Annotated in this window: 19 protein-coding genes; 13 read left to right on the top strand and 6 right to left on the bottom strand. The window is 65.9% G+C overall.

Features of this window, described 5'->3' with window-relative positions:
• Positions 1-121 precede the first annotated feature (121 nt).
• The 5 genes from V5734_RS14595 to V5734_RS14575 all read left to right on the top strand — a co-directional run bounded on the left by V5734_RS14595 (position 122) and on the right by V5734_RS14575 (position 4,906).
• The gene (locus V5734_RS14595; RefSeq protein WP_347310371.1) at positions 122-256 is read left to right on the top strand and encodes a hypothetical protein; all 135 of its coding nucleotides are present in this window, start codon (positions 122-124) and stop codon (positions 254-256) included.
• A 72-nt stretch (positions 257-328) separates the two neighbouring features.
• Positions 329-682 carry a hypothetical protein gene (locus V5734_RS14590; protein ID WP_347310370.1) on the top strand — a complete coding sequence of 118 codons (354 nt, stop codon included), beginning with the start codon at positions 329-331 and terminating at the stop codon, positions 680-682.
• Positions 683-1,019: 337 nt separating this feature from the next.
• Complete coding sequence (locus V5734_RS14585; RefSeq protein ID WP_347310369.1) at positions 1,020-1,220, top strand: hypothetical protein; 201 nt, start codon at positions 1,020-1,022, stop codon at positions 1,218-1,220.
• A 130-nt stretch (positions 1,221-1,350) separates the two neighbouring features.
• Positions 1,351-3,351 carry an acetyl/propionyl/methylcrotonyl-CoA carboxylase subunit alpha gene (locus tag V5734_RS14580; RefSeq protein ID WP_347310368.1) on the top strand — a complete coding sequence of 667 codons (2,001 nt, stop codon included), beginning with the start codon at positions 1,351-1,353 and terminating at the stop codon, positions 3,349-3,351.
• A 1-nt stretch (position 3,352) separates the two neighbouring features.
• Positions 3,353-4,906, top strand: a complete 1,554-nt coding sequence (locus tag V5734_RS14575; protein WP_347310367.1) for a hypothetical protein — start codon at positions 3,353-3,355, stop codon at positions 4,904-4,906.
• Between the two features lie 22 nt (positions 4,907-4,928).
• Here the strand turns inward: V5734_RS14575 and V5734_RS14570 are convergent, their stop codons facing one another.
• A complete protein-coding gene (locus V5734_RS14570) occupies positions 4,929-5,369 on the bottom strand; it encodes a DUF4174 domain-containing protein (protein WP_347310366.1) in 441 nt (146 codons plus the stop codon).
• A gap of 101 nt (positions 5,370-5,470) precedes the next feature.
• Here V5734_RS14570 and scpA point away from each other — a divergent pair, with 101 nt between their 5' ends.
• Both scpA and V5734_RS14560 read left to right on the top strand, forming a co-directional pair.
• Positions 5,471-7,603: a methylmalonyl-CoA mutase gene (gene scpA, locus V5734_RS14565; RefSeq protein ID WP_347310365.1), complete on the top strand. Its 2,133-nt coding sequence runs from the start codon at positions 5,471-5,473 to the stop codon at positions 7,601-7,603.
• A 55-nt stretch (positions 7,604-7,658) separates the two neighbouring features.
• A complete protein-coding gene (locus V5734_RS14560; protein ID WP_347310364.1) occupies positions 7,659-8,591 on the top strand; it encodes a ketopantoate reductase family protein in 933 nt (310 codons plus the stop codon).
• 30 nt (positions 8,592-8,621) lie between these two features.
• Here the strand turns inward: V5734_RS14560 and nhaA are convergent, their stop codons facing one another.
• Entirely contained in the window at positions 8,622-9,824 is a 1,203-nt protein-coding gene (gene nhaA / locus V5734_RS14555; RefSeq protein WP_347310363.1) for a Na+/H+ antiporter NhaA, read from the bottom strand.
• A gap of 137 nt (positions 9,825-9,961) precedes the next feature.
• Here nhaA and V5734_RS14550 point away from each other — a divergent pair, with 137 nt between their 5' ends.
• The 5 genes from V5734_RS14550 (at position 9,962) to V5734_RS14530 (ending at position 13,242) form a co-directional block, all read left to right on the top strand.
• A complete protein-coding gene (locus tag V5734_RS14550; RefSeq protein WP_347310362.1) occupies positions 9,962-10,570 on the top strand; it encodes a VOC family protein in 609 nt (202 codons plus the stop codon).
• Positions 10,570-11,055 carry a GNAT family N-acetyltransferase gene (locus tag V5734_RS14545; RefSeq protein WP_432759686.1) on the top strand — a complete coding sequence of 162 codons (486 nt, stop codon included), beginning with the start codon at positions 10,570-10,572 and terminating at the stop codon, positions 11,053-11,055. Before V5734_RS14550 ends, V5734_RS14545 begins: the two co-directional genes overlap by 1 nt.
• A gap of 73 nt (positions 11,056-11,128) precedes the next feature.
• Positions 11,129-11,812 (top strand): molecular chaperone DjiA, encoded by a 684-nt coding sequence (locus V5734_RS14540; RefSeq protein WP_347310360.1) that lies wholly within the window; start codon positions 11,129-11,131, stop codon positions 11,810-11,812.
• A gap of 4 nt (positions 11,813-11,816) precedes the next feature.
• Positions 11,817-12,848, top strand: coding sequence for an endonuclease/exonuclease/phosphatase family protein (locus V5734_RS14535; protein ID WP_347310359.1), 1,032 nt, complete (start codon positions 11,817-11,819; stop codon positions 12,846-12,848).
• A gap of 43 nt (positions 12,849-12,891) precedes the next feature.
• Positions 12,892-13,242 carry a hypothetical protein gene (locus tag V5734_RS14530; RefSeq protein WP_347310358.1) on the top strand — a complete coding sequence of 117 codons (351 nt, stop codon included), beginning with the start codon at positions 12,892-12,894 and terminating at the stop codon, positions 13,240-13,242.
• Positions 13,243-13,280: 38 nt separating this feature from the next.
• On the opposite strand, the gene V5734_RS14525 is transcribed toward V5734_RS14530, so the two are convergent.
• The 4 genes from V5734_RS14525 to V5734_RS14510 are packed head-to-tail and all read right to left on the bottom strand — an operon-like array spanning position 13,281 to position 18,848.
• Complete coding sequence (locus V5734_RS14525; protein WP_347310357.1) at positions 13,281-14,828, bottom strand: Ppx/GppA family phosphatase; 1,548 nt, start codon at positions 14,826-14,828, stop codon at positions 13,281-13,283.
• A gap of 55 nt (positions 14,829-14,883) precedes the next feature.
• Positions 14,884-17,049 (bottom strand): RNA degradosome polyphosphate kinase, encoded by a 2,166-nt coding sequence (locus tag V5734_RS14520; protein WP_347310356.1) that lies wholly within the window; start codon positions 17,047-17,049, stop codon positions 14,884-14,886.
• 52 nt (positions 17,050-17,101) lie between these two features.
• The gene (locus V5734_RS14515) at positions 17,102-17,779 is read right to left on the bottom strand and encodes a chromosomal replication initiator DnaA (RefSeq protein WP_347310355.1); all 678 of its coding nucleotides are present in this window, start codon (positions 17,777-17,779) and stop codon (positions 17,102-17,104) included.
• Between the two features lies 1 nt (position 17,780).
• Positions 17,781-18,848 carry an AI-2E family transporter gene (locus tag V5734_RS14510; protein WP_347310354.1) on the bottom strand — a complete coding sequence of 356 codons (1,068 nt, stop codon included), beginning with the start codon at positions 18,846-18,848 and terminating at the stop codon, positions 17,781-17,783.
• A gap of 129 nt (positions 18,849-18,977) precedes the next feature.
• Here V5734_RS14510 and V5734_RS14505 point away from each other — a divergent pair, with 129 nt between their 5' ends.
• Positions 18,978-21,521, top strand: coding sequence for a putative PEP-binding protein (locus V5734_RS14505; protein WP_347310353.1), 2,544 nt, complete (start codon positions 18,978-18,980; stop codon positions 21,519-21,521).
• The last annotated feature ends 80 nt before the right edge of the window (positions 21,522-21,601 follow it).

The following is a 21,601-nucleotide window of genomic DNA, read 5'->3' as shown; positions in this document are numbered from 1 at the left end:
GTGCCTACGAACCCGCTTCGACTATGATCGCATCAGGCCGCGATGGCGCGGCTCATGACGGAACAGACCGGCGGGAGAACGCGGCCAACCGCGCGTCCGCCACAGTGAGCAGGAGAAAGACATGTCCAGTAAGGCGATTTTCGCTTGTGTCGTCGTTGCATTCCTCGCGGCTTGCGCCGCCAAGGAAAAGGAAGTGGTCTACGCAGAACAGCCGGTCTCGGCCGAGCCTGTGTTCACCGGCAAGTACGGCGGCTGACGCTGCCCGCCGGGTTCCGGCCCCGCGCCGGAACCCGGATCTGCTGCGCCCCTTGACTCGGGAGGGTGCAACATGCTGAAACATCGCGGTTTTCCCGGCCGTCTTCCCGGCACCGATTTCCAGTTCGTCATCCGGCGCGGTAACCCGAAGGGGGCGACGAAGCTCATCTCGCGCGAACGCTTCCGCGACCGGAGCCCGGTCGACAAGCGCGCGGACCTCGGCTTCATGGCCGCGCTCTGGGAGCATTTCGGCGAGGAGCCCTTCGAGCGCGGCAATCTCGATGCCGGGCGGCTGAGCTGGCTGTTCGGCCGCGAGGTGATTCCGGCCGAGGACCCGTTCGACCCTGAAAGCTATGACGCGCTCCTGAAAATCGACGTGGGCCGCGCCCGCGCGTCCTTCCCCGACATATTCGAGGCGGAGGATTAGGCATGAACCCGCGCAACTATGCCGTGTTTGGGCGCGATATTGCCGATCGTTTCGCATTCGGAAACTTTGCGTTTGCGCAATCGGCGCATGGCGGACAAGCTGTTTGTGGGGCGTCACCCTACAGCAAGCATTGCGCCCCGATTTGTCAAAACCGTTACCCTTCCCCTTCTCTACGGCCTGGCCCCCTCGGGGTCAGGCCACTTTTGTTCAGCGCAGGGGCGGGGTTGCGTCGGCGACCTGCCGCCGATCGGTGTTTTTCACGGCGATTTCACTTCCGCGTTTCCGCGGATAGGATAAAGTGTGTCCGCATAAGAAACCTAGCTGAAGGAAGAGCGGTATGCGGTTCACCAAATCCATCGTTGCATTGGCGCTTGTCGGCGCCCTTGCCGGGTGCCTCAATAACGACGCCGAGCGCGGCGTCGCCGGCGCGGCCGCCGGCGCGGTCATCGCGGACGCGACAGGCAACAGCGCCGTCACCGGCGCGATCATCGGCGCTGGCGCTGGCGTGTTCTGCGACGACGCGGGCATCTGCAACTGATGCGCTGATCCGGGGCTATAACCGCCCCGAACGGACTTATGACCGGACCATCGTGGCTTTCCGCCACGGTGGTCTTTTTGTTTTCGCGGCCGGGGCAAACTCTGGCGCGGCCTGAGAAGAGGGGACGGAGATGTTCAAGAAGATCCTGATCGCGAACCGGGGCGAGATTGCCTGTCGCGTCATCAAGTCGGCGCGAAAGATGGGGATCAAGACGGTGGCCGTCTATTCCGATGCCGACCGCGATGCCCTCCACGTCCGGATGGCCGACGAGGCGGTCCATATCGGTCCGCCGCCCGCCGCGCAGTCCTATATCGTGATCGACAAGATCATGGAGGCGATCCGCCAGACAGGGGCCGAGGCGGTGCATCCCGGCTACGGGTTTCTCAGCGAGAACATGAAGTTCGCGGAGGCGCTTGAGAAGGAAGGTGTCGTCTTCGTCGGCCCGCCGTCCCCGGCGATCGAGGCGATGGGCGACAAGATCACCTCGAAGAAACTCGCGCAGGAGGCTGGCGTGTCGACCGTGCCGGGCTACATGGGCCTGATCGCCGATGCCGACGAGGCGGTGAAGATCTCCAACGAGATCGGCTATCCGGTGATGATCAAGGCCTCCGCCGGCGGCGGCGGCAAGGGCATGCGCATCGCCTGGAACGACGGCGAGGCGCGCGACGGCTTCCAGTCCTCGAAGAACGAGGCCGCCAGCAGTTTCGGCGACGACCGCATCTTCATCGAGAAATTCGTCACCCAGCCCCGGCATATCGAGATCCAGGTCCTGGCCGACAAGCACGGCAACTGCGTCTACCTGCATGAGCGTGAATGCTCGATCCAGCGGCGGAACCAGAAGGTGATCGAGGAAGCGCCGAGCCCGTTCCTCGACGAGGCCACCCGCAAGGCGATGGGCGAACAGGCCTGCGCGCTCGCGAAAGCGGTGGGCTATACCTCCGCCGGCACGGTCGAATTTATCGTCGACGGAAGCCGCAATTTCTACTTCCTCGAAATGAACACCCGCCTTCAGGTGGAGCATCCGGTGACCGAGTTGATCACCGGCGTCGATCTGGTCGAGCAGATGATCCGCGTCGCGGCGGGCGAGAAGCTGCCCTTCGCGCAGAAGGACCTGAAGATCAACGGCTGGGCGATGGAAAGCCGGCTTTATGCCGAGGATCCCTATCGCAACTTCCTGCCCTCGATCGGCCGTCTCACCCGCTACCGCCCGCCGGTCGAGGCCGCGACGGCGACGGGCGTCGTCCGCAACGATACCGGCGTCTACGAGGGCGGCGAGATCTCCATGTATTACGACCCGATGATCGCGAAGCTCTGCACCTGGGCGCCGACCCGGGGCGAGGCGATCGAGGGGATGCGCGTCGCGCTCGACACGTTCGAGGTGGAGGGGATTGGCCACAACCTGCCATTCCTCTCGGCAGTGATGGACCATCCCCGCTTCGTCGAGGGTGCGATGACCACGGCGTTCATCGCCGAGGAATATCCCGACGGCTTCCAGGGCGTTATGCTGCCGATGGGCCAGCTTCGCAAGGTCGCCGCCTCGGCCGCCGCGATGAACCGGGTGGCGGAGATCCGGCGCGCCCGCATTTCCGGCACGCTCGGCAACCACGAACGCCATGTTGGCGACGACTGGGTCGTCGGACTTCAGGGAGAGGAGATCGCGGTGAAGATCTCGGCCGACCGCGACGGGGCAACGGTGCATTTCGACGACGGCACCAGCCACCGCGTGACCTCGGACTGGACGCCGGGCCAGACGCTCGCGCGGCTCGACGTGGACGGGGAACCGGTCGTGCTGAAGGTCGGCAAGATCCCGTCCGGCTTCCGCATCCGCACCCGCGGCGCCGACCTCAAGGTCCATGTCCGGACCCCGCGCCAGGCCGAGCTTGGCCGGCTGATGCCGGAGAAACTGCCGCCCGACACGTCGAAATTCCTCCTGTGCCCGATGCCGGGCCTGATCGTGAAGATCAGCGTCGAGGAGGGGCAGGAAGTGCAGGAAGGCCAGGCGCTCGCCACCGTCGAGGCGATGAAGATGGAGAACATCCTGCGCGCCGAGAAGAAGGGCGTCATCAAGAAGATCGCGGCGTCGGCGGGGGCGAGCCTCAAGGTCGACGACGTGATCATGGAGTTCGAGTGAGATGACGGCGGCGAAGCCCCCAGCCTATCCCCTCTTCGGGCTGATCGCGGCGCTCGCGGGTCTTGTCGGCCTCGAGGTGCTGGCTTTTCTGCGCGCCGGGGTTTTCGAATACCCGCTCGACGATGTCTATATCCACCTCGCAATGGCCTCGAACATCGCCCATGGCACCTATGGTGTGAATGCGGGGGAGGCGGCCTCTGCGGCCTCGTCGATCCTCTATCCGTTCCTGCTGGTGCCGTTTCCGGATACGGAGTTCCAGCGCTTGCTGCCGCTTTTCTGGAACGCGCTCGCGGTCGCCGGCTGCGGTTGGGTCTGGGGGCGGATCGTGGCGGAAGCGGGCCTCTCGGGAAAATTGGGCACAATCTCGGCCGCGGCGGGTCCGATCTACCTGAACATGTCGGGCGTCGGCTATACCGGGATGGAGGCCGCGCCGCATATGCTTGCGAGCCTGATGATCGTTCTCGGCCTCTGGCAGGTAATGACGGGACGCGGCGTCGCGGTCTGGTTCGTCGCGGCGGCGATCGCCGCCCCGCTTCTGCGGTACGAGGGGCTCGCACTGGCGCTCACGACCGCCGTCGCACTGGCCCTGAACCGAGAGCGGCGGGCGGGGGCGCTGATTGCTGTCGGCGCTGTCGGCTGCGTGGTTGCCTTCAGCCTGTTCCTGATCGGACTGGGCCTCGATCCGCTGCCAAGTTCGGTTCTGGCCAAGACGGCGGGGCTTGATCCCGAAGGCGGGATCGCGCTGCGCGTCGTCGTTGGGGTTCTGGTCAATCTCTCCAAGCCTGCGGGCATGATCATGGCCGCTCTGCTTGTCGCGAGCCTCGGCATGTTCATCGCCTTTCCCGGCTTGCGGCGAGGGGCGACCGGCTGGGTCCTGGCGGTCGCCTGGATCAGCGCCGCCGGGCATCTGGTCCTCGGCCAGATCGGCTGGATGCACAGGTATGAACCCTACGTTCTGGCATGCCTCGTCGGGGTGCTGCTTCTGGCTGCGACGGCCGTTGACGGCACGCGCCGCGGCGCAATGCATACGATCGCGTTGGTAGCTGGCCTCGCGGCAGGGCTTGCCTACCTTCCCACGCTTTGGGGGCCCTATGGCTGGAACACCCGGGCAATTTACTTGCAGCAGGCGCAGATGGGGCGACTGGTGCAGGATTACCTGAAGGTGCCTGTCGCGGTGAACGATCTCGGCCGGGTGTCCTGGAGCAATCCTAACTATGTGCTCGATATCTGGGGGCTCGGTTCGGCCGAGGCGCGCAAGATCCGCTTCGGCCCCGTGCCGCCCGCGCCAGGCTGGGCCGGACCTCTGGCGGCCGCCCACGCCGTCCAGGCCGCGCTGATCTACGACAAGTGGTTCGCTTCGGCGGTCGGGCCGGACTGGGTGCGCGTCGGTGAACTGCGGATGGAAAATCCGCGCGGCGCGCTGGGCGACTGGGTCGTGGCACTTTATGCGACCGACCCGGCCTACGCCCCTGAAATGCGCGCGAAGCTGGAAGAGTTCGCGCCGACCTTGCCGAAAGACGCCATTCTGGTGTTGGAACCGGAGGTGCGGGTGTGACCCGGTGCCCGGCCCCCAGGCGCTACCGCAGGGCGCGCTGGTCAAGGATCTCCTGCTGCCTCAGGGGGAACTTGTCGATTGCATGCACGATCTCGCGCACGCTCCAGGGCAGGGGCTTGCGGAGCTTCACCGCGCCGTCCTTGTCGAGAAGCACCATGGAGAAGCCGCGCGGGCGCAGGGTTTCGCGTGCCTCGGACGGGGTCTTGGGGTCTGCGTCGATCAGGATCACCACGTCGCGTTTGATGAGCTCGCCGGGATCTTCGGCAAGATTGAGAAGCTGGCGCTGGAAGGCGGGATCGTTCGGGCTGTCGGCGAAGACGACGATGGGGCGCTTCAGCCACAGAAAATCGTCCAACTCCACCCCGGCGGCCGGAATCGGCTCCAGCACCGGGGTCTCTGCGGCTTGCGCCTCCGCGACGGTGGCGACAAGGCCGGACAGGATGAGGGCGGCAAGAAATTTCATCGGCTCTCCTTTCCCCAAGATATAGGCGGAATGAACGGATTGCCAAAGACTTATGCCGGAAAGTTCGACGAACCCACCGGCCGCGACGAAAGGATGATGCGATGACGGACAAGATGGCGGCGTGGACACAGCTGGCGGAGAAGGAGCTGAAGGGGCGGTCGCCCGAGACGTTGACGTGGGACACGCTCGAAGGAATCCCGGTCAAACCGCTTTACACCGAGGCGGACACGGAAAGCCTTGCCCATATGGGGTCCGTCCCCGGCCTCGCGCCCTTCACGCGCGGGGTCAAGGCGACGATGTATGCCGGACGGCCCTGGACGATCCGTCAATATGCCGGCTTCTCCACGGCCGAGGAATCGAACGCCTTCTACCGCAAGAACCTCGCCGCCGGTCAGCAGGGCGTCTCGGTCGCCTTCGACCTCGCCACCCACCGGGGCTATGACAGCGACCACCCGCGCGTCGTCGGCGATGTCGGCAAGGCGGGCGTGGCGATCGACAGCGTCGAGGACATGAAGATCCTCTTTGACGGCATTCCCCTCGAAAAGATCAGCGTTTCCATGACGATGAACGGCGCGGTGATTCCGATCCTCGCGAGTTTCATCGTCGCGGGCGAGGAGCAGGGGGTGGACCGGAGCCTACTGTCGGGCACGATCCAGAATGACATCCTCAAGGAATTCATGGTGCGGAACACCTATGTCTATCCGCCCGAACCGTCGATGCGGATCGTTGCCGACATCATCGAATACACCTCGGCCGAGATGCCGAAGTTCAACTCGATCTCGATCTCCGGCTACCACATGCAGGAGGCGGGCGCGAACCTCGTGCAGGAACTGGCTTATACACTCGCCGACGGGCGCGAATACGTTCGCGCCGCCCTCGCGCGCGGCATGGACGTGGACGCCTTCGCCGGGCGGCTGTCGTTCTTCTTTGCCATCGGCATGAACTTCTTCATGGAGGCCGCGAAGCTCCGCGCCGCGCGGTTGCTCTGGCACCGGATCATGTCGGAGTTCAATCCGAAGAAGCCGGGCTCGATGATGCTGCGCACCCATTGCCAGACCTCGGGCGTCAGCCTGCAAGAGCAGGACCCCTACAACAACGTCATCCGCACCGCTTACGAGGCGATGGCGGCGGCACTCGGGGGCACACAGTCGCTCCACACCAACGCGCTCGACGAGGCGATCGCGCTGCCGACCGAGTTCTCGGCGCGGATCGCGCGGAACACGCAGTTGATCTTGCAGGAAGAGACCGGGATCACCCATGTCGTCGATCCGTTGGCGGGGTCCTACTATGTCGAAAGCCTGACGGCGGAACTGGCCGACAAGGCCTGGGCGCTGATCGAGGAGGTCGAGGCGATGGGCGGGATGACCAAGGCCGTTGCCTCCGGCATGCCGAAGCTCCGCATCGAGGAATCCGCAGCAAAGCGTCAGGCGATGATCGACCGGGGCGACGAGGTCGTCGTCGGGGTGAACAAGTACCGCCCGACCAAGGAAGACCAGATCGACATCCTCGATGTCGACAACATGAAGGTTCGCGACGCGCAGGTGGCGCGGCTGGAAAAGATCCGCGCCAGGCGTGACACCGCTAAATGCGAGGCGGCACTGGCAGAACTGGAACGCCGCGCGAGGGACGGCGGCAATCTTCTTGAAGCGGCGGTCGAGGCGGCGCGGGCACGGGCGAGCGTAGGAGAGATCAGCATGGCGATGGAAAAGGTGTTCGGCCGTCACCGGGCCGAGGTGAAGACGCTCGCCGGCGTCTACGGCGCGGCCTATGAAGGCGACGAGGGCTTCGCGGCGATCCAGAAGGACGTGGAAGCCTTCGCTGAGGAGGAGGGGCGGCGGCCCCGGATGCTCGTCGTCAAGATGGGGCAGGACGGCCACGATCGCGGCGCCAAGGTGATCGCGACCGCCTTCGCCGATATCGGCTTCGACGTCGATGTTGGGCCGCTGTTCCAGACGCCGGAAGAGGCGGCGCAGGACGCCGTCGACAACGACGTGCATGTCATCGGCATCTCCTCGCAGGCGGCGGGGCACAAGACGCTGGCGCCGAAGCTGATCGCGGCGCTGAAGGAGAAGGGGGCGGGCGATATCCTCGTCATCTGCGGCGGCGTCATCCCGCAGCAGGATTACGCGTTCCTCAAGAAGGCCGGGGTCAAGGCGATCTTCGGGCCGGGGACCAACATCCCCGAAGCCGCGAAGGATATCCTGCGCCTCATTCGCGAGGCGCGGGCGGCTTGAATGCACTACGTCGATCCGTGATCGCATGGATCGACATCCGAAAAGGGGGCGAACGATGAACATCCTGATGCTCGGCACGGGCGGGATCGGCGGATATCTTGCGGCCAGGCTGATCCCCGCCGGATACTCCGTCTCGCTCCTCGCGCGGGGCGCGCATCTTGCGGCGATCCGGCGCAACGGGCTTACCCTGGTCGAGGACGGCGCCGACACCGTCGTGCATCCCGCGGCAGCGAGCGACGATCTTGCCGCGCTGCCGCCCGCCGATCTGGCCGTCTTCGCCGTGAAGGGACAGGATCTGCCCGCCATGATCGACCTCTATCGGCCGTATGCGCGTGCAGATACCCTCGTGCTGCCGTTCCAGAACGGCGTCGATGCGCCCGATCTTTTGGCCGGCGCGTTCGGGGCCGACAACACACTCATCGGCGTGGCGCGGATCTTCTCCAACATCACGGCGCCCGGTGTCGTGACCCAATATGGCGGCGCGAACAGCTTCACGATCGGAGATCACCGGGGCGGCCAGTCCTCGCCGCGTGTCCGCGCGGTGATCGAGGCGTTCCGTGAGGCGGGGATCAAGGTGCCCGAATGCGGCGATGTAACGGTGGATCTCTGGCGCAAGTTCCTGCTTTTCAACGCGGTGAGCGGATCGACGGCGGCCGCGCGCTGCCGGTTCCGCGAGATCCGGCAGAATCCGGAGCTTCTGGCCTTCTCCCGCGGACTGGTCGAAGAGGTTGACGCCGTCGGGCGGGCGCGGGGTGTCGACCTGCCGCCCGATGCGGTGGACGAGACGATGCGCCTCTGGGCGCGCCTTCCGGACGACGCGCGATCCTCGACCGCGCATGACCTCGAACTCGGCAAGCCGATCGAGGTGGACCGGATCTGCGGCGCGGTCGCGCGGATGGGCCGGGAGCTTGGCATCGCCACGCCGAACAGCGCGGCGGTCGCCGCTCTGCTGGCTCCGTGGCGAAACGGGTCGCGGCCGGACGGTTGAGGCCCGACCGCCGCGACGTTTCCTCTAGGCTCAGTTATGGATGGCCGGGGCCGGGTGCGGCTCTTTGGTCTCGACCGGCTTGGCGTTGAACAAGAGGACGCTGTAGCCGATCAGTGCCGAGATCGCGGATCCCGCCAGCACGCCGAGCCGGACGGCGTTCATATGGGCCTGATCGTCGAAACTCAGCCCGCCGATGAAAAGCGACATGGTAAAGCCGATCCCGGCAAGGCAGGCGAGGCCGTAGATATGGGCCCAGGTCACAGCGTAGGGCAGCCGCGCCCAGCCCGCCTTGACGATCAGCCAGGTCATGCCGAAGACCCCGGCCTGCTTGCCGATCACCAGACCCGCCGCGATGCCGAGGGGCAACGGCGCGAAGAGGTCGGAAAAGGTCAGGCCCTTCAACACCACGCCGGCATTGGCGAAGGCGAAGACCGGCACGATGAGGAAGAGGACGTAAGGCGACAGTGCGTGTTCCAGTCCGTGCAGCGGCGACTTTCCGTACTTGTCCTTCAGCGGCACGAAGAAGGCGGTGACCACGCCCGCGAGCGTTGCGTGGACGCCCGATTTCAGGACCAGAACCCAAAGCACCGTCCCCAGAAGCACGAAGGGCGCGATCCGGTGCGCCCCGGCCCGGTTCAAAAGGTAGAGGCCGGCCAGGGGGGCGAGCGCGAGGAAGAGGTAATCGAGGTGCAGGTCCTTGGTGTAGAAGAGCGCGATGATGAGGATCGCGCCGAGGTCGTCGAGGATCGCAAGCGTCAGAAGGAAGATCTTGAGCGCCGCCGGAACCCGCTTGCCCAGAAGCGCCAACACGCCCACTGCGAAGGCGATGTCAGTGGCCGCCGGGATCGCCCAGCCGCCGCGCGTCACCGGGTCGGTCCAGTTCAGCACAAGATAGACGAGGGCCGGCGCCACCATGCCGCCGAGCGCGGCCATGCCCGGCAACATGACGTCCGAGGGGCTCTTGAGTTTGCCCTCCAACATCTCGCGCTTCAGCTCAAGCCCGATGAGGAAGAAGAAGACCGCCATGAGACCGTCGTTGATCCAGAGGATCAGCGGTTTCGACAGGCCCTCGCCGTCGAGGAGGATGGAGAATTTCTTGAGGAGCAGGGCGTGATAGCCGTCCGAAAGCCCGGAATTGGCAACGATCAGCGCCAGGAGCGCCGCCGCCATGAGAAGGACGCCTCCTGCGGCGTCGTGGCGAAAAAAGCGGTCGAGGGCGCGCACAAGGGTCATCCGATATCCCGATTGTTTTCGTTATGTTTGGTCCAAGATGGGGCCGGGCCGGGGGATGTCAACACGAGGGCCGGCGCTTTTCCCCGCTTGCGGGAAATTCGCGCCGCTCTAGGATGCGCCCGTCCGGGCGAGGGTTTATGGCGGCATTCGATCATCTGGCGGTTTCGGCCGCGACGCTGGAAGACGGCGCGGCCGCCATCGAGGACGCGCTGGGTGTCGCCGTGGGCGTGGGCGGTGTGCATCCCTTCATGGGCACCCACAACCGGCTTCTGGGCCTCGGCGCCGGTGAATATCTCGAAGTGATCGCCGTCGACCCCGCCGCTCCGCCGCCGCCGCATCCGCGCTGGTTCCGGCTCGACCGGTTTTCGGGCGCGCCCCGGCTTTCGAACTGGATCGTCCGCGTTGACGATCTTGACGCCGTGCTCGCCATGGCACCAGACGGGGCGGGACGGGCGGTCGATCTCGAACGCGGCCCCTATCGCTGGCGCATGGGGGTGCCGGACGATGGTTGCCTGCCCTTCGACGACGCCTTTCCGGCGCTCATCGAATGGCGGGGAAACCTTCACCCGGCAGCCGCGTTGCCAGATGTCGGCTGCCGGCTTCTCCGCCTGGAGGTTGCGCATCCCGACGCGGCGGCGCTCCGCGCGGCGCTGCCGCTCTCCGATCCGCGCCTGATCGTCGTTCCGGGCGAACCGGCACTGCGCGCGACCATCGCGACGCCCCACGGGGAAAGGCGCCTGGGATGATCCTGCGTCCCGCCGAAGAGGCCGATATCGACCCGCTCGTCGCCCAGTGGAACCGGATCATCCGCGACACGACGATCACCTTCACCAATCTCGAAAAGACCCCCGAAAGCCTGCGCGCCATGATCGCGGAGCGCCGCCGGGCCGGGCGCGAGTTCTTCGTGGCGCGTGTCGGCGACGCGGTGGGCTTTGCCACCTACGACCAGTTCAGGGGCGGGCCGGGCTATGCCCATGCGATGGAGCACACCATCCTCCTCGCCCCCGACCTCTGGGGCAAGGGGGCTGGCCGCGCGCTGATGGCGCGGATCGAGGATCATGCGCGGGCGGGCGGGGCCCACACACTCTTTGCAGGGGTGTCGGGGGAAAACGAGGCCGGCATCGCCTTCCACCGCCGGATGGGGTTCGACACGGAGTTCCGCTATCCCGAGGCGGGGCGGAAATTCGGCCGCTGGCTCGACCTCGTCCTGATGATGAAGCGCCTCGGATGACCTTTCGGTGATCTTCGTTTCCGAGACGTTCTGCCCCGCTGACATGTCGCTGCGCTGCGGCTAGTGTGGGTCTATGTCGATCTGGACCCGCATCGCCGACGCACTTTCCGCCCTCGCCAAGGGCGAGGGGCTCTCATCCGTGTTCGACCGGCTGAAGACACCGCCGGAACGCTCGGTCGGCTTCACCATCGCCGTGATCGCGCTGGGCGCCAAGATGGCCAAGGCCGACGGGCAGGTGACCCGCGACGAGGTCACCGCCTTCCGCGAGGTCTTCGCGATCGCGCCTGAGGAGGAGGGCAACGCTGCCCGGATCTTCAATCTCGCCCGTCAGGACGTGGCCGGGTTCGATCTCTATGCCCGCAAGATCGCCGCGATGCTCGGGCCCGGCGATCCGGTCCTTGTCGACCTGATGGAGGGGCTGTTCCACATCGCGATGGCGGATGGCGACTTTCACCCCCACGAGGACACGTTCCTGCGTGAGGTGGCGCGGATCTTCGGGGTGGACGACCGCTGCTTCCGCTCTCTGCTGATCCGCTTCGTGCCGGACGCGCCGAGGGATCCCTACGAGGTGCTGCGGGTTCCGCATGACGCGCCCATCGCGGATGTGCGCACGGCCTGGCGGCAAGCGGTGCGCGACAGCCATCCCGACCGGATGCGCGCGCGCGGCCTTCCGGAAGAGGCGCTGAAGCTCGCCGAACAGCGGCTGATCGACGTGAACCGGGCGTGGGAGGAGATCCAGGCCAAGGAGGCGGCCTGAGCCCATGCGCATCGCCACTTATAACGTCGAATGGTTCAACAATCTCTTCGACCGCAAGGGCGCGCTTCTGGAGGATGGCGGATGGTCGGCGCGCTACAACGTGACGCGGGCCGACCAGCTGGCCGCGATTGCCATCGTCTTCACCGCGATGGACGCCGATGCGGTGATGATCATCGAGGCGCCCGACAACAACCGCCGGCACAAGACGACCGAGATGCTTGAGGCCTTCGCGGAGCGTTATGAGCTTCGCACGCGACGCGCGCTGATCGGCTACGAGAATGAAACCCAGCAGGAAATCGCACTGCTCTACGATCCCGACAAACTGTCGGCCGTGCATGATCCGATCGGCCTGCCGGATCAGCCGGTCGATGGGATGGCAAGCCCGCGCTTCGACGGCAGCTACAGGATCGACCTCGACATCGACGCGACGCTGGACACGGTGCGGTTTTCCAAGCCGCCGCTGGAGATCGCCGCGCGCACGGCCGGCGGCGTCGATTTCCGGATGATCGGCGTTCACATCAAGTCGAAGGCCCCGCATGGCGCGAACACCGAGGCGCAGATCAAACGCCTCGCGATCGAGAACCGCCGGAAGCAGCTTGCGCAATGCATCTGGCTGCGGGAGCGGGTGCTGGAGCATCTGAACGCGGGCGAAAGCCTGATGGTGATGGGCGATTTCAACGACGGTCCGGGCCTTGACGAATACGAAAAGCTCTTCGGGCGGTCAGGGGTTGAGATCGTCCTTGGCTGGGACGAGCCGCGCCCGACGCGGCTGTTCGATCCGCACGCGCGCGTGGCGTTCGGCAAGAAACTGGCTGCCATGCCGTCGACGGCGCGGTTCTATCTCGATGACAAGGGGCAGTATTTCTCCGCCCTTCTCGACTACATCATGGTCTCGCCCGATCTGAGGGCGAAGGCGCCGAAGTGGCGGATCTGGCACCCGTTCGATGATCAGGGCTGCTACCGCGTGCCGGAACTGCGCGAGGCGTTGCTGACCGCGTCGGACCATTTCCCGGTCACGATTGATATAGATCTCTGACCGCGCCCTGTAAAAAATCGGTCCGGGGGTCTATATTGAGCGCATGAAACGGATCGCATCCGCCTTCGCCGTTATGGTCATCGTTGGTCTTCCCGCCGTTGCGCAGGACAAGGAAGCTACGCCCGAGGACGGGTTCAGTCTTCTGGAAGAGGGCGCGAAGATCATCCTCCGGTCGATGATTGACGAGGTCGAGCCGACGCTCAAGGATCTCCAGAAGGATTTCGGCGAGGCGATGGACGAGATGGGGCCGGCGCTCGGCCAGCTTGTCGAGATGATCGGCGACATCCGCAATTATCATGCGCCCGAGATGCTGCCGAATGGCGACATCATCATCCGTCGGAAAACCCCCGACGAACTGGCCGCACCGAAGCCGGGCGAGGAGATCGAGATCTGACCGGGCAGGGGTGCCCCCCGACACGCGGCGCAGCGCGTTCACACGCGGACGAGCGTCACCTTCGTTTCGGCACCGAGCGCGTCCGCGAGTGACTTGAAACGAGCCTGCGCGACTTCGCCGAACAGCGCCTCGCTTTTGGAATTGAGCCGCAGTTCCAGCACCTTCTTCTTCGGCCGCCACACCAGTTCCCCGGCTTCCTCCGGCGATTTCACCGCGAACATCGCGCCGAAGCGCATCGCCTTGCCGAGCACCTCGGCGTCCTGGATCTGATGGTCGTTCAACAGCGCGAAGAGGGGTTCCAGCCGCGACCCGGCACGCGAATTCTTGTAGCGGTGCAACAGGGCGAGGCCAAGAAACACCCGTTCGGGATGGCTGAGCCCGCCAAGGTTGGCGCGGGTCGCGTTGTCGAAGCAGACCTCCGCCCGATAATCGGGATGCGCGCGCCAGGTCGTGTCGTGCAATAGGCAGGCGGCCCTCACGATCCTCAACCGCTCCTCGCTCGCGGCGCGGAAGAGGGGCAGGATGAAGGCGTAGAGTTTCTTGCCGAAGCCCGGCATCCGCGCCATCGTCCGTTCGGCATAGCGGCAGGCCTCGATCAGAGGGTCGCGCATCCTGAGCCGTTCGGGCATCTGTTCGTAGAGCAGCCCCTCCCGGATACCGTAGGACGAGACGTCGATCTCCTTCGGGCGGAAGGTCAGGACGAGTTGCCGCAACACCTGACTGGCCAGGGGCACGAGGTCCATCCGCGCCGCCGACGTGCCGGTCCGGGCCCTGAGCGCGTCGATATCGTTCTCGGCGATCCAGTTCACGGTCTGCAATGCCGATTGCGGCCCCATCCGGTATTCGTGCAGAACCGTCATAGGGTATTTCCGCCGCTCCATGTCGAGCCGCGCGATGGCCCGCCACGACCCTCCGACAAGGTAGATGCGTTCATGTCCGGTGCCGATCTCGGCGGCGAGCTTTTCCATCGTCTCGCGAATGTAAGCCGCCAGGCCCTTCTTGCCGCCCGGCACCTGCTGGAGCCGGAACGGTCCGAGCGGTGAGGTCACGCGGCGGCCGACCTTGCCGCCGGACACTTCGGCCAACTCCATCGAGTTGCCGCCGATGTCGCAGACGAGTCCCTCGGCCTCGGGCCAGCCCAGAAGCACGCCCTGCGCCGAGAGCCGCGCCTCTTCCGGGCCGTCGATGACCCAGAGCTTGAGGCCCGTCTCACGCTCCACCTCGGCCCGAAACGCCGGCCCGTCCTCGGCCTCGCGCACCGCGGCCGTCGCGACGCAGGTCAGGGGCGGCAGGTTCATGCCCTTCGCCAGCGCCGCGAAGCGTTTCAGCGCGTCGATCGCCCGGATGCGGCCTTGCGGGTTGAGCTTGCCGGTCTGCGCCAGGCCCTGGCCGAGGCCGGCCATGACCTTTTCGTTGTAGAAATAGGCGGGGCTTCGCGCCGCGCCGTCAAAGACGACAAGGCGCACGGAGTTCGAGCCGACATCGACCACGCCCACCCGCTCCAGCGCCCGCGCCGACGGATCGTCGAACAGCGGCCGGCCGAAAGGGCCCCACTCGTCGCCATGCGTTTCGCTCTTCGCGTCCATGGCTTCTGCCCTCCGGCGCTTTCGGGATTCGCGGCTCCGTCCCACGCTTTACTCTTTAGTCCATCGTATGGGCAAGCTTCGGTACGTCCTTGGCGCCCGCCGAGCCGCGCCCGGACAGCGAGGGGTTCTCCATGAAGAAGCGGTGACAATTGAAAAGATCGTCGCGCCCTTCGGGCAGGTCGCGGACATAGCGCCCGCCGGGGCCGAGAACCCAGCTCTGCGCCTCGTCGGCGAGGTTCGCGGCCATGATCTGGCTGACGATCTGCGCCTTCACGGTGTCGTTCCTGATCTCGACCAGCGTTTCCACGCGGCGCGACAGGTTCCGGCCCATCCAGTCGGCGGACGAGATGAAGACCCGCGCCTTTTTCGAGGGCAGGCCATGGCCGTTGCCGAAACAGACGATGCGGCTGTGTTCGAGGAAGCGGCCGACGATGGACTTCACCCGGATATTCTCGCTCAGGCCCTTGATGCCGGGGCGGAGGCCGCAAATGCCGCGCACGACGAGCTGGATCTTCACCCCGGCCTGGCTTGCGGCGTAAAGCGCGTCGATCACGTCGGGCTCTATCACCGAGTTCATCTTGGCCCAGATTTCGGCCGGCTTGCCGGCGCGGGCATGCTCCGCCTCGGCCTCGATCAGGTCCAGCAGGCGCTGTTTCAACGAAATGGGGGAGATCGCGATATTCTCCAGGCCTTCCGGCTGAACGTAACCCGAGAGGTAGTTGAAGACCTTGGTTGCGTCGCGGCCAAGGGCCGGGTCGCAGGTGAAGAAGCTGAGGTCGGTGTAGATCCGCGCGGTGATCGGGTGATAGTTGCCGGTGCCGTAATGCGTGTAGGTGACGAGGGCCTCGCCCTCGCGCCGGACAACGGTCGAGATCTTGGCATGGGTCTTGTAGTTGATGAAGCCGTAGACGACGTGGGCGCCGGCGCGTTCAAGCCGCCGCGACTGGCGGATATTCGCGGCCTCGTCGAAGCGGGCCTTCAGTTCCACCAGCGCCGTGACCGATTTCCCGGCCTCCGCCGCCTCGCAAAGCGCCGAGACGATGGGGCTGTCCTGCGAGGTGCGGTAGAGCGTCTGCTTGATCGCCAGCACGTTCGGATCCGCCGCCGCCTGGGTCAGGAAACGGATCACCATGTCGAAGGTCTCGTAAGGGTGATGCAGCAGCATGTCCTTCTGCCGGATCGCCGCGAACATGTCGCCGTCATGGTCCTGCACCCGTTCGGGCACGCGGGGCGTGAAGGCGGGCCATTGCAGATCGCGGCGGCTGTCGAGGACCAGTTCCTTGAGGTCGGCCATCCCGACCATGCCCTTGACCTCGACCACCTCGTCGGGGGTGACACCAAGCTCGTCCATGATCAGCGCGCGCAACCCCTCGGGCGCCCCAACGGTGATCTTCATGCGGATCACCTGCCCCCGGCGCCGGCGTTTCAGAGCCGTCTCGAATTCCCGCACGAGGTCTTCGGCCTCGTCCTCGACCTCGAGGTCACTGTCACGGAGCACGCGGAACGTGCAGTGGCCGGTATCGCGGTAGCCGGGAAAAAGCGAGCCGAGATGAAGAAGAAGCAACTCCTCCATCGGCAGGAAGCGCTTGCCGCCGGGCAGGGCCACGAACCGGGCGATCTGCTGCGGGATCGGCAGAAGCGCCTGAAGGCGGCGCCGGTCCGTCGAGCGCTCAAGCTCCAGCGCGAGGCAGAAGCCGGTATTGGGGATGAACGGGAACGGGTGGGCCGGGTCGATGGCCAGCGGCGACAGCACCGGAAACACCCGGTTGAGGAAGTAGTCGGCAAGGAACTCGTCATCGCGCTTGGTAAGCTTCGAGCGGGTGAGGAGGGTGATCCCCGCCGCCTCCATCTCGCGCTTGAGCTTGTTCCAGACGGTCTGTTGCATCTGCATCAGCCGCCGCGCGTCGTCGTTGATGAGCTTGAGCTGCGCGGCCGGGCTGAGCCCGTCGTCGGAAGGCATCGCGTTGCCCTCGCGCACAAGCTCGCGCAGGCCCGCGACACGGACGGTATAGAATTCGTCGAGATTCGTGGCCGAGATCGACAGGAACCGCACCCGTTCCAGAAGCGGCACGCGCGGGTTGCGCGCCTCGTCAAGGACGCGCCAGTTGAAGGCGAGCCAGCTCATTTCGCGGTTGAAGAACCGATGCGCGCCGGTGATCTCCGCCTCGGGAAGGGTCACGGGGGCGGGGAAGGGGGCCTTGAGGAAATCTGCCTGGGTCATAAGCGGCTTATCGGTCCCAATTCGTAACAGTTTTATGTCGCGGGCCCGGGCATCATGGCGCGTCCGGGCGGGCGCTGTCCAGAACCTCGGCGGCCAGCGCCCGCGTCACGGCGCCGCCCTTGGCCAGCGCCCGCGCGTCCAGTTCGGCGACAAGCCTGCGGGCGGCCGCGAAAGAACGATCCATTCGCGGCAGGAGCCAGTCGATGAGCGTGGGCGCGACGGAGATCTGGCGGTCGGCGAAGAGCTTGACGAGCACGGCGCCGAGCAGCGCGTCGTCGGGCGGGTTGAGCTTCGCAACGGCGGTGCCCTGCATCCGCGACAGAAGGTCGGGCAGCCGCAATCCCCATTCGCCCGGCGCCCCGCCTGCCGTCAGCAGAAGAAGCCCCCCGGTCTCGGCCATGCGGTTGTGGAGGTGAAAAAGCGTCTCCTCGTGCCGTCCCGCCACCTTCTCGGCATCCTCGACGACGACGGCGTCCGGCAATTTTTCGATATCGAAGAGATAAAAAAGATCGCCCCCCGCCACGATCATCGCCCGCCGCTCCTGGGCAAAGACCTCGGCGAGATGGCTCTTGCCCGCCCCTTCGGGACCGATCAGCAGGAGTTTCCGCCCGGGCCAGAGGGTCGGCGCGTCGATCATCGCGACGGCCTCCGCGTTCGATGGCGAAACGAAGAAATCCTCGCGCCCCAGTGCGGGTCGCACCGGCAGGTCGAAGGTCAGCTGGCGTGGCATGTCAGGCCTCGTCCTCCGTCGACAGGCCCCGGTAGAGGCGGCTGTCGAGGTATTGCGAGATGGCGAACCGGGTCAGGACGCCGATCGCGGCCGCGACCGGCACCGCGACGAGCATGCCGACGAAGCCGAAAAGCGTACCGAAGGCCGACAGGGCGAACAGCAGCCAGACCGGGTGCAGTCCGACCGAATTGCCGACCAGCTTCGGCGTGATGATATTGCCTTCGAGGAACTGGCCGATGGCGAAGATGCCGGCGATGATGCCGATCTGCACCCAGTCGCCCCAGAACTGGAAGAAGGCGAGGCCGATGGCGAGCGCCCCGCCGATCAGCGCGCCGACGTAAGGAATGAAGGTGATGAGCCCCGCTATGGCCCCGACGATCAGCCCGAAATCGAGTCCCGCCACCATCAACGACACCGAATAGAACGTGCCGAGGATCAGGCACACCGAAACCTGCCCCCTCACGAAGCCGGCCAGGACCCGGTCGATGTCGCGCGCGAGCGTGCGGACCATGTCGCGATGATCAAGCGGCAGCCAGCTGTCGATCTTCGCGACCATGTTGTCCCAGTCGAGCAGCAGGTAGAAGGCCACGACCGGGACGACGACGACGAACACGATCGCATTGATCACCGACAAAGCCGAGGAGAGAAGCCCGCTCGCCAACTCTCCGCCCCTGGACTGGATCGTCTTGCCGATGGAGGCCAGAGTTTCGCGCACGACGCTCTGCTGATCCATGATCGAGGGGAATTTGGCGGTCAGGAAGGATTGCAATTCGCCGAAGATTGTCGGCGCCGCGTTCACCAGCTGAATGAGCTGGCGCACCAGCATCGGCACGATGAGCAACGCGAGCAGGATGAAGATGAAGAGCGCGATGATCGAGATGACCGATGTCGCCGCCGTCCGGCTCAAACCGGCGCGTTCCAGGCGGTCGGCAATGGGGTCGAGGAAGTAGGCGATGGCGCCGCCCACGAGGAAGGGCAGGATGACATTCCCGAGCCCCCAGAGCACCGCGAAGAACAGCGCCGCGGCGATGCCCCAGTACTTCATCTGTTGTCGCCCCGGCAGTGCCATTCCTTGCTCCCTGGTCTTCCGGTCAGTCATGGCCCAAGCCGGCCCGCCACGCAAGCGTCGGAGGCAGCCGCTTTCCCTTGCGCAGAATCGGCAGGCGCGTATTCTGCCGCCGAGCAAGGGAACGCCGCAGTGCAGAAACACGCCGAATTCGCCGAATTCACCGAGATCACGCCCAGTGCGGCGATTGACTCTGCGCGGCATGGCTGGCGGGCGAAATGCCTGCAACGGCTGATCCGGATCGACCTTCCGGTGCCCCGGACCGTGGCGCTGCCCTGCGAGACCGTGCGACTGATCGCGGCGGGCCAGATGCTCAACACCGAAAAGCTGGCGGCGGGTTTTGACGGCGCGCTCGTCTCGATCCGGCCGTCGCCCGCGAACCCGGACTGGGGCGGGCCGGGGACCGTGCTGAATGTCGGGATGAACGCGGCGAAGCACGCCGCGCTGACCCGTGACCATGGCGCGGCGCACGCCAACGCGCTCTATCTCGGGTTCGTGCAGTCATACGCGATCCATGTCGCGCGGCTCGATCCCGACATGTTCACCGCCGAACCGTCGTCCGAAGCGCTCGCCGCCGCGCTTGCCGCCTACGAGGCGGAGATGGACGAGGAGTTCCCGCAATCGCCCGCCAGGCAACTCGGCGAGGTGCTGCGCTCCATGGCGCGGGCCTGGGAAGGCACGACCGCGCGGCTCCTGCGCGAGGCGAAGGGCGCCCCGCCGGAGGCGGCGCTGGGCCTGATCGTGCAGGAAATGGCGCAGGCGGTAGGGCCGGGGCTTTCGGGGGCCGGTACGGTCCAGCTCGTGGAGCCGGTGACCGGCGCGCCGCAGGTGACAGGGCGTTTCCGCGGCCTCAACCCGGCCAACCGGAAGGCCGAGGAAACGCTCTATCTCGTCAAGGACAGGCGCGGCCATTCGCTGGAGGAAGCGGCGCCGGAGGTCTTCGCGACCCTTCAGGCCCATTGCCGGACCTGCCGGGAGCGGCTTCGCGAGGAAATGGTGATCGAATTCGCGCTGGAGAATGGTGCGCTAAAGGTCATAGACGCGGTGAAGACGCAGCGGTCCTCCCGCGCGGCGGTTCGCATCGCCGTGACGCTGGCCAAGGACAGTATCATCAGCCGCGAGGAGGCGATCCTGCGGGTCGAGCCGCGCGCCCTGTCCGAGCTTCTGCATTCCCAGGTCGATCCCCGCCTGCCGCGCGATCGCGTGGCGCGCGGCATCGCGGCAAGCCCCGGCGCGGCCTCCGGAAAGGTCGTCTTTTCCTCTGCCGATGCGCAGGCCGCGGCCGCCCGCGACGAGCGCTGCATTCTCGTCCGCCGCGAAACCGCGCCCGAGGATATCCGCGGCATGCATGCCGCCGTGGCGGTCCTCACCGAACGGGGCGGGATCACCAGCCACGCCGCCGTGATTGCAAGGGGCCTTGGCCTTCCCTGTATCGTCGGCGCGTCGGATCTCAGCCTGAATACGCGGGAAAGGACGTTCAAGGTTCGCGATGGTCGCGTTTTCCACGAAGGCGACGTCATCACGGTCGACGGCACCAATGGCGAGGTTCTGGCCGGCACCGCAGACATGCTGGAACCCGCGCTCGACGAATGGTTTCGCACGCTTCTTCACTGGGCCGACAATGTCCGCGACATCGGCGTGCGCGCCAATGCCGACACGCCCGACGACGCCCGCACCGCGCGCATGTTCGAAGCGGAAGGCATCGGCCTCTGCCGCACCGAGCACATGTTCTTCGACGAGGACCGGCTGACGGTGATGCGCGAAATGATCTTCGCCGACACCGTGAAGGACCGGAAGGTCGCGCTCGACCGGCTCCTGCCGATGCAGCGGGCGGATTTCATCGCGCTCTTCGACATCATGGCCGGACTTCCGGTCTGCATCCGTCTCTTCGATCCGCCCCTTCACGAGTTCCTGCCGCAGGACCGCGAGGGTTTGCGGGAACTGGCCGAGGCACTCGACCGGCCGCTTTCGGAAGTGACGCGCCGGGTCGAGGCGCTGAGCGAATTCAATCCGATGCTCGGGATGCGCGGCGTACGGATCGGCGTCACCGTGCCCGAGATCTACGAGATGCAGGCCCGCGCCATCTTCGAGGCGACGGTCGAGGCGTCGAAGCGCGGCGCCGCCGTCGTGCCTGAGGTGATGATCCCGCTCGTCTCGGCCAAGCGCGAGGTTGAACTCATCAAGACCCGCGTCGACGCGGTGGCGGCGGCGGTGCGGATCCATACCGGCGCGAATTTCGATTACCGGCTCGGCGTGATGGTCGAGACCCCGCGCGCGGCCCTCCGCGCCGGAGAGATCGCCCAGCAGGCGGCGTTCCTGTCTTTCGGCACGAACGACCTCACCCAGATGACCTATGGCCTGTCACGCGACGACGCCGGTCGCTTCATGGGCGATTATGTGCAGCAGGGAGTCTACCCAGAGGATCCTTTCCACGTTCTCGACGAGGACGGCGTCGGCGAATTATTGCTCATTGGAAGCGCGCGCGGGCGCGAAATGCGACCAGATGTGACGCTTTCGGTCTGCGGCGAGCATGGCGGCAACCCGGAATCTATTGCATTTTGTCGCAGGGTCGGCCTTGATTATGTCTCCTGCTCGCCCTTCAGGGTGCCGGTCGCGCGACTCGCTGCGGCGCAATTCGCGCTTGTTGATCCGCGGCCTCGAAAAGAAGATCATTGATTCCCAAAAGCTTGCGCTGATGTCAGCGGTTTGCGCCGTCAAGGGGTCCGGTTTCCGTTTCGGAAACATCGGCATCTCTA

This window comes from Defluviimonas sp. SAOS-178_SWC, from assembly GCF_039830135.1.
Lineage (GTDB): Bacteria > Pseudomonadota > Alphaproteobacteria > Rhodobacterales > Rhodobacteraceae > Albidovulum.
The sequence above is the reverse complement of the archived record's forward strand: the minus strand, read 5'-3'. Positions and strand labels throughout refer to the sequence as shown.

Coding starts and splice junctions, on each gene's coding strand:
- V5734_RS14595 (WP_347310371.1), top strand. CDS start 122: ATGTCCAGTAAGGCGATTTTCGCTTGTGTCGTCGTTGCATTCCTCGCG.
- V5734_RS14510 (WP_347310354.1), bottom strand. CDS start 18,848: ATGGCACTGCCGGGGCGACAACAGATGAAGTACTGGGGCATCGCCGCG.
- nhaA (WP_347310363.1), bottom strand. CDS start 9,824: ATGACCCTTGTGCGCGCCCTCGACCGCTTTTTTCGCCACGACGCCGCA.
- V5734_RS14535 (WP_347310359.1), top strand. CDS start 11,817: ATGCGCATCGCCACTTATAACGTCGAATGGTTCAACAATCTCTTCGAC.
- V5734_RS14590 (WP_347310370.1), top strand. CDS start 329: ATGCTGAAACATCGCGGTTTTCCCGGCCGTCTTCCCGGCACCGATTTC.
- V5734_RS14560 (WP_347310364.1), top strand. CDS start 7,659: ATGAACATCCTGATGCTCGGCACGGGCGGGATCGGCGGATATCTTGCG.
- V5734_RS14525 (WP_347310357.1), bottom strand. CDS start 14,828: ATGGACGCGAAGAGCGAAACGCATGGCGACGAGTGGGGCCCTTTCGGC.
- scpA (WP_347310365.1), top strand. CDS start 5,471: ATGACGGACAAGATGGCGGCGTGGACACAGCTGGCGGAGAAGGAGCTG.
- V5734_RS14575 (WP_347310367.1), top strand. CDS start 3,353: ATGACGGCGGCGAAGCCCCCAGCCTATCCCCTCTTCGGGCTGATCGCG.
- V5734_RS14515 (WP_347310355.1), bottom strand. CDS start 17,779: ATGCCACGCCAGCTGACCTTCGACCTGCCGGTGCGACCCGCACTGGGG.
- V5734_RS14570 (WP_347310366.1), bottom strand. CDS start 5,369: ATGAAATTTCTTGCCGCCCTCATCCTGTCCGGCCTTGTCGCCACCGTC.
- V5734_RS14530 (WP_347310358.1), top strand. CDS start 12,892: ATGAAACGGATCGCATCCGCCTTCGCCGTTATGGTCATCGTTGGTCTT.
- V5734_RS14585 (WP_347310369.1), top strand. CDS start 1,020: ATGCGGTTCACCAAATCCATCGTTGCATTGGCGCTTGTCGGCGCCCTT.
- V5734_RS14540 (WP_347310360.1), top strand. CDS start 11,129: ATGTCGATCTGGACCCGCATCGCCGACGCACTTTCCGCCCTCGCCAAG.
- V5734_RS14550 (WP_347310362.1), top strand. CDS start 9,962: ATGGCGGCATTCGATCATCTGGCGGTTTCGGCCGCGACGCTGGAAGAC.
- V5734_RS14520 (WP_347310356.1), bottom strand. CDS start 17,049: ATGACCCAGGCAGATTTCCTCAAGGCCCCCTTCCCCGCCCCCGTGACC.
- V5734_RS14580 (WP_347310368.1), top strand. CDS start 1,351: ATGTTCAAGAAGATCCTGATCGCGAACCGGGGCGAGATTGCCTGTCGC.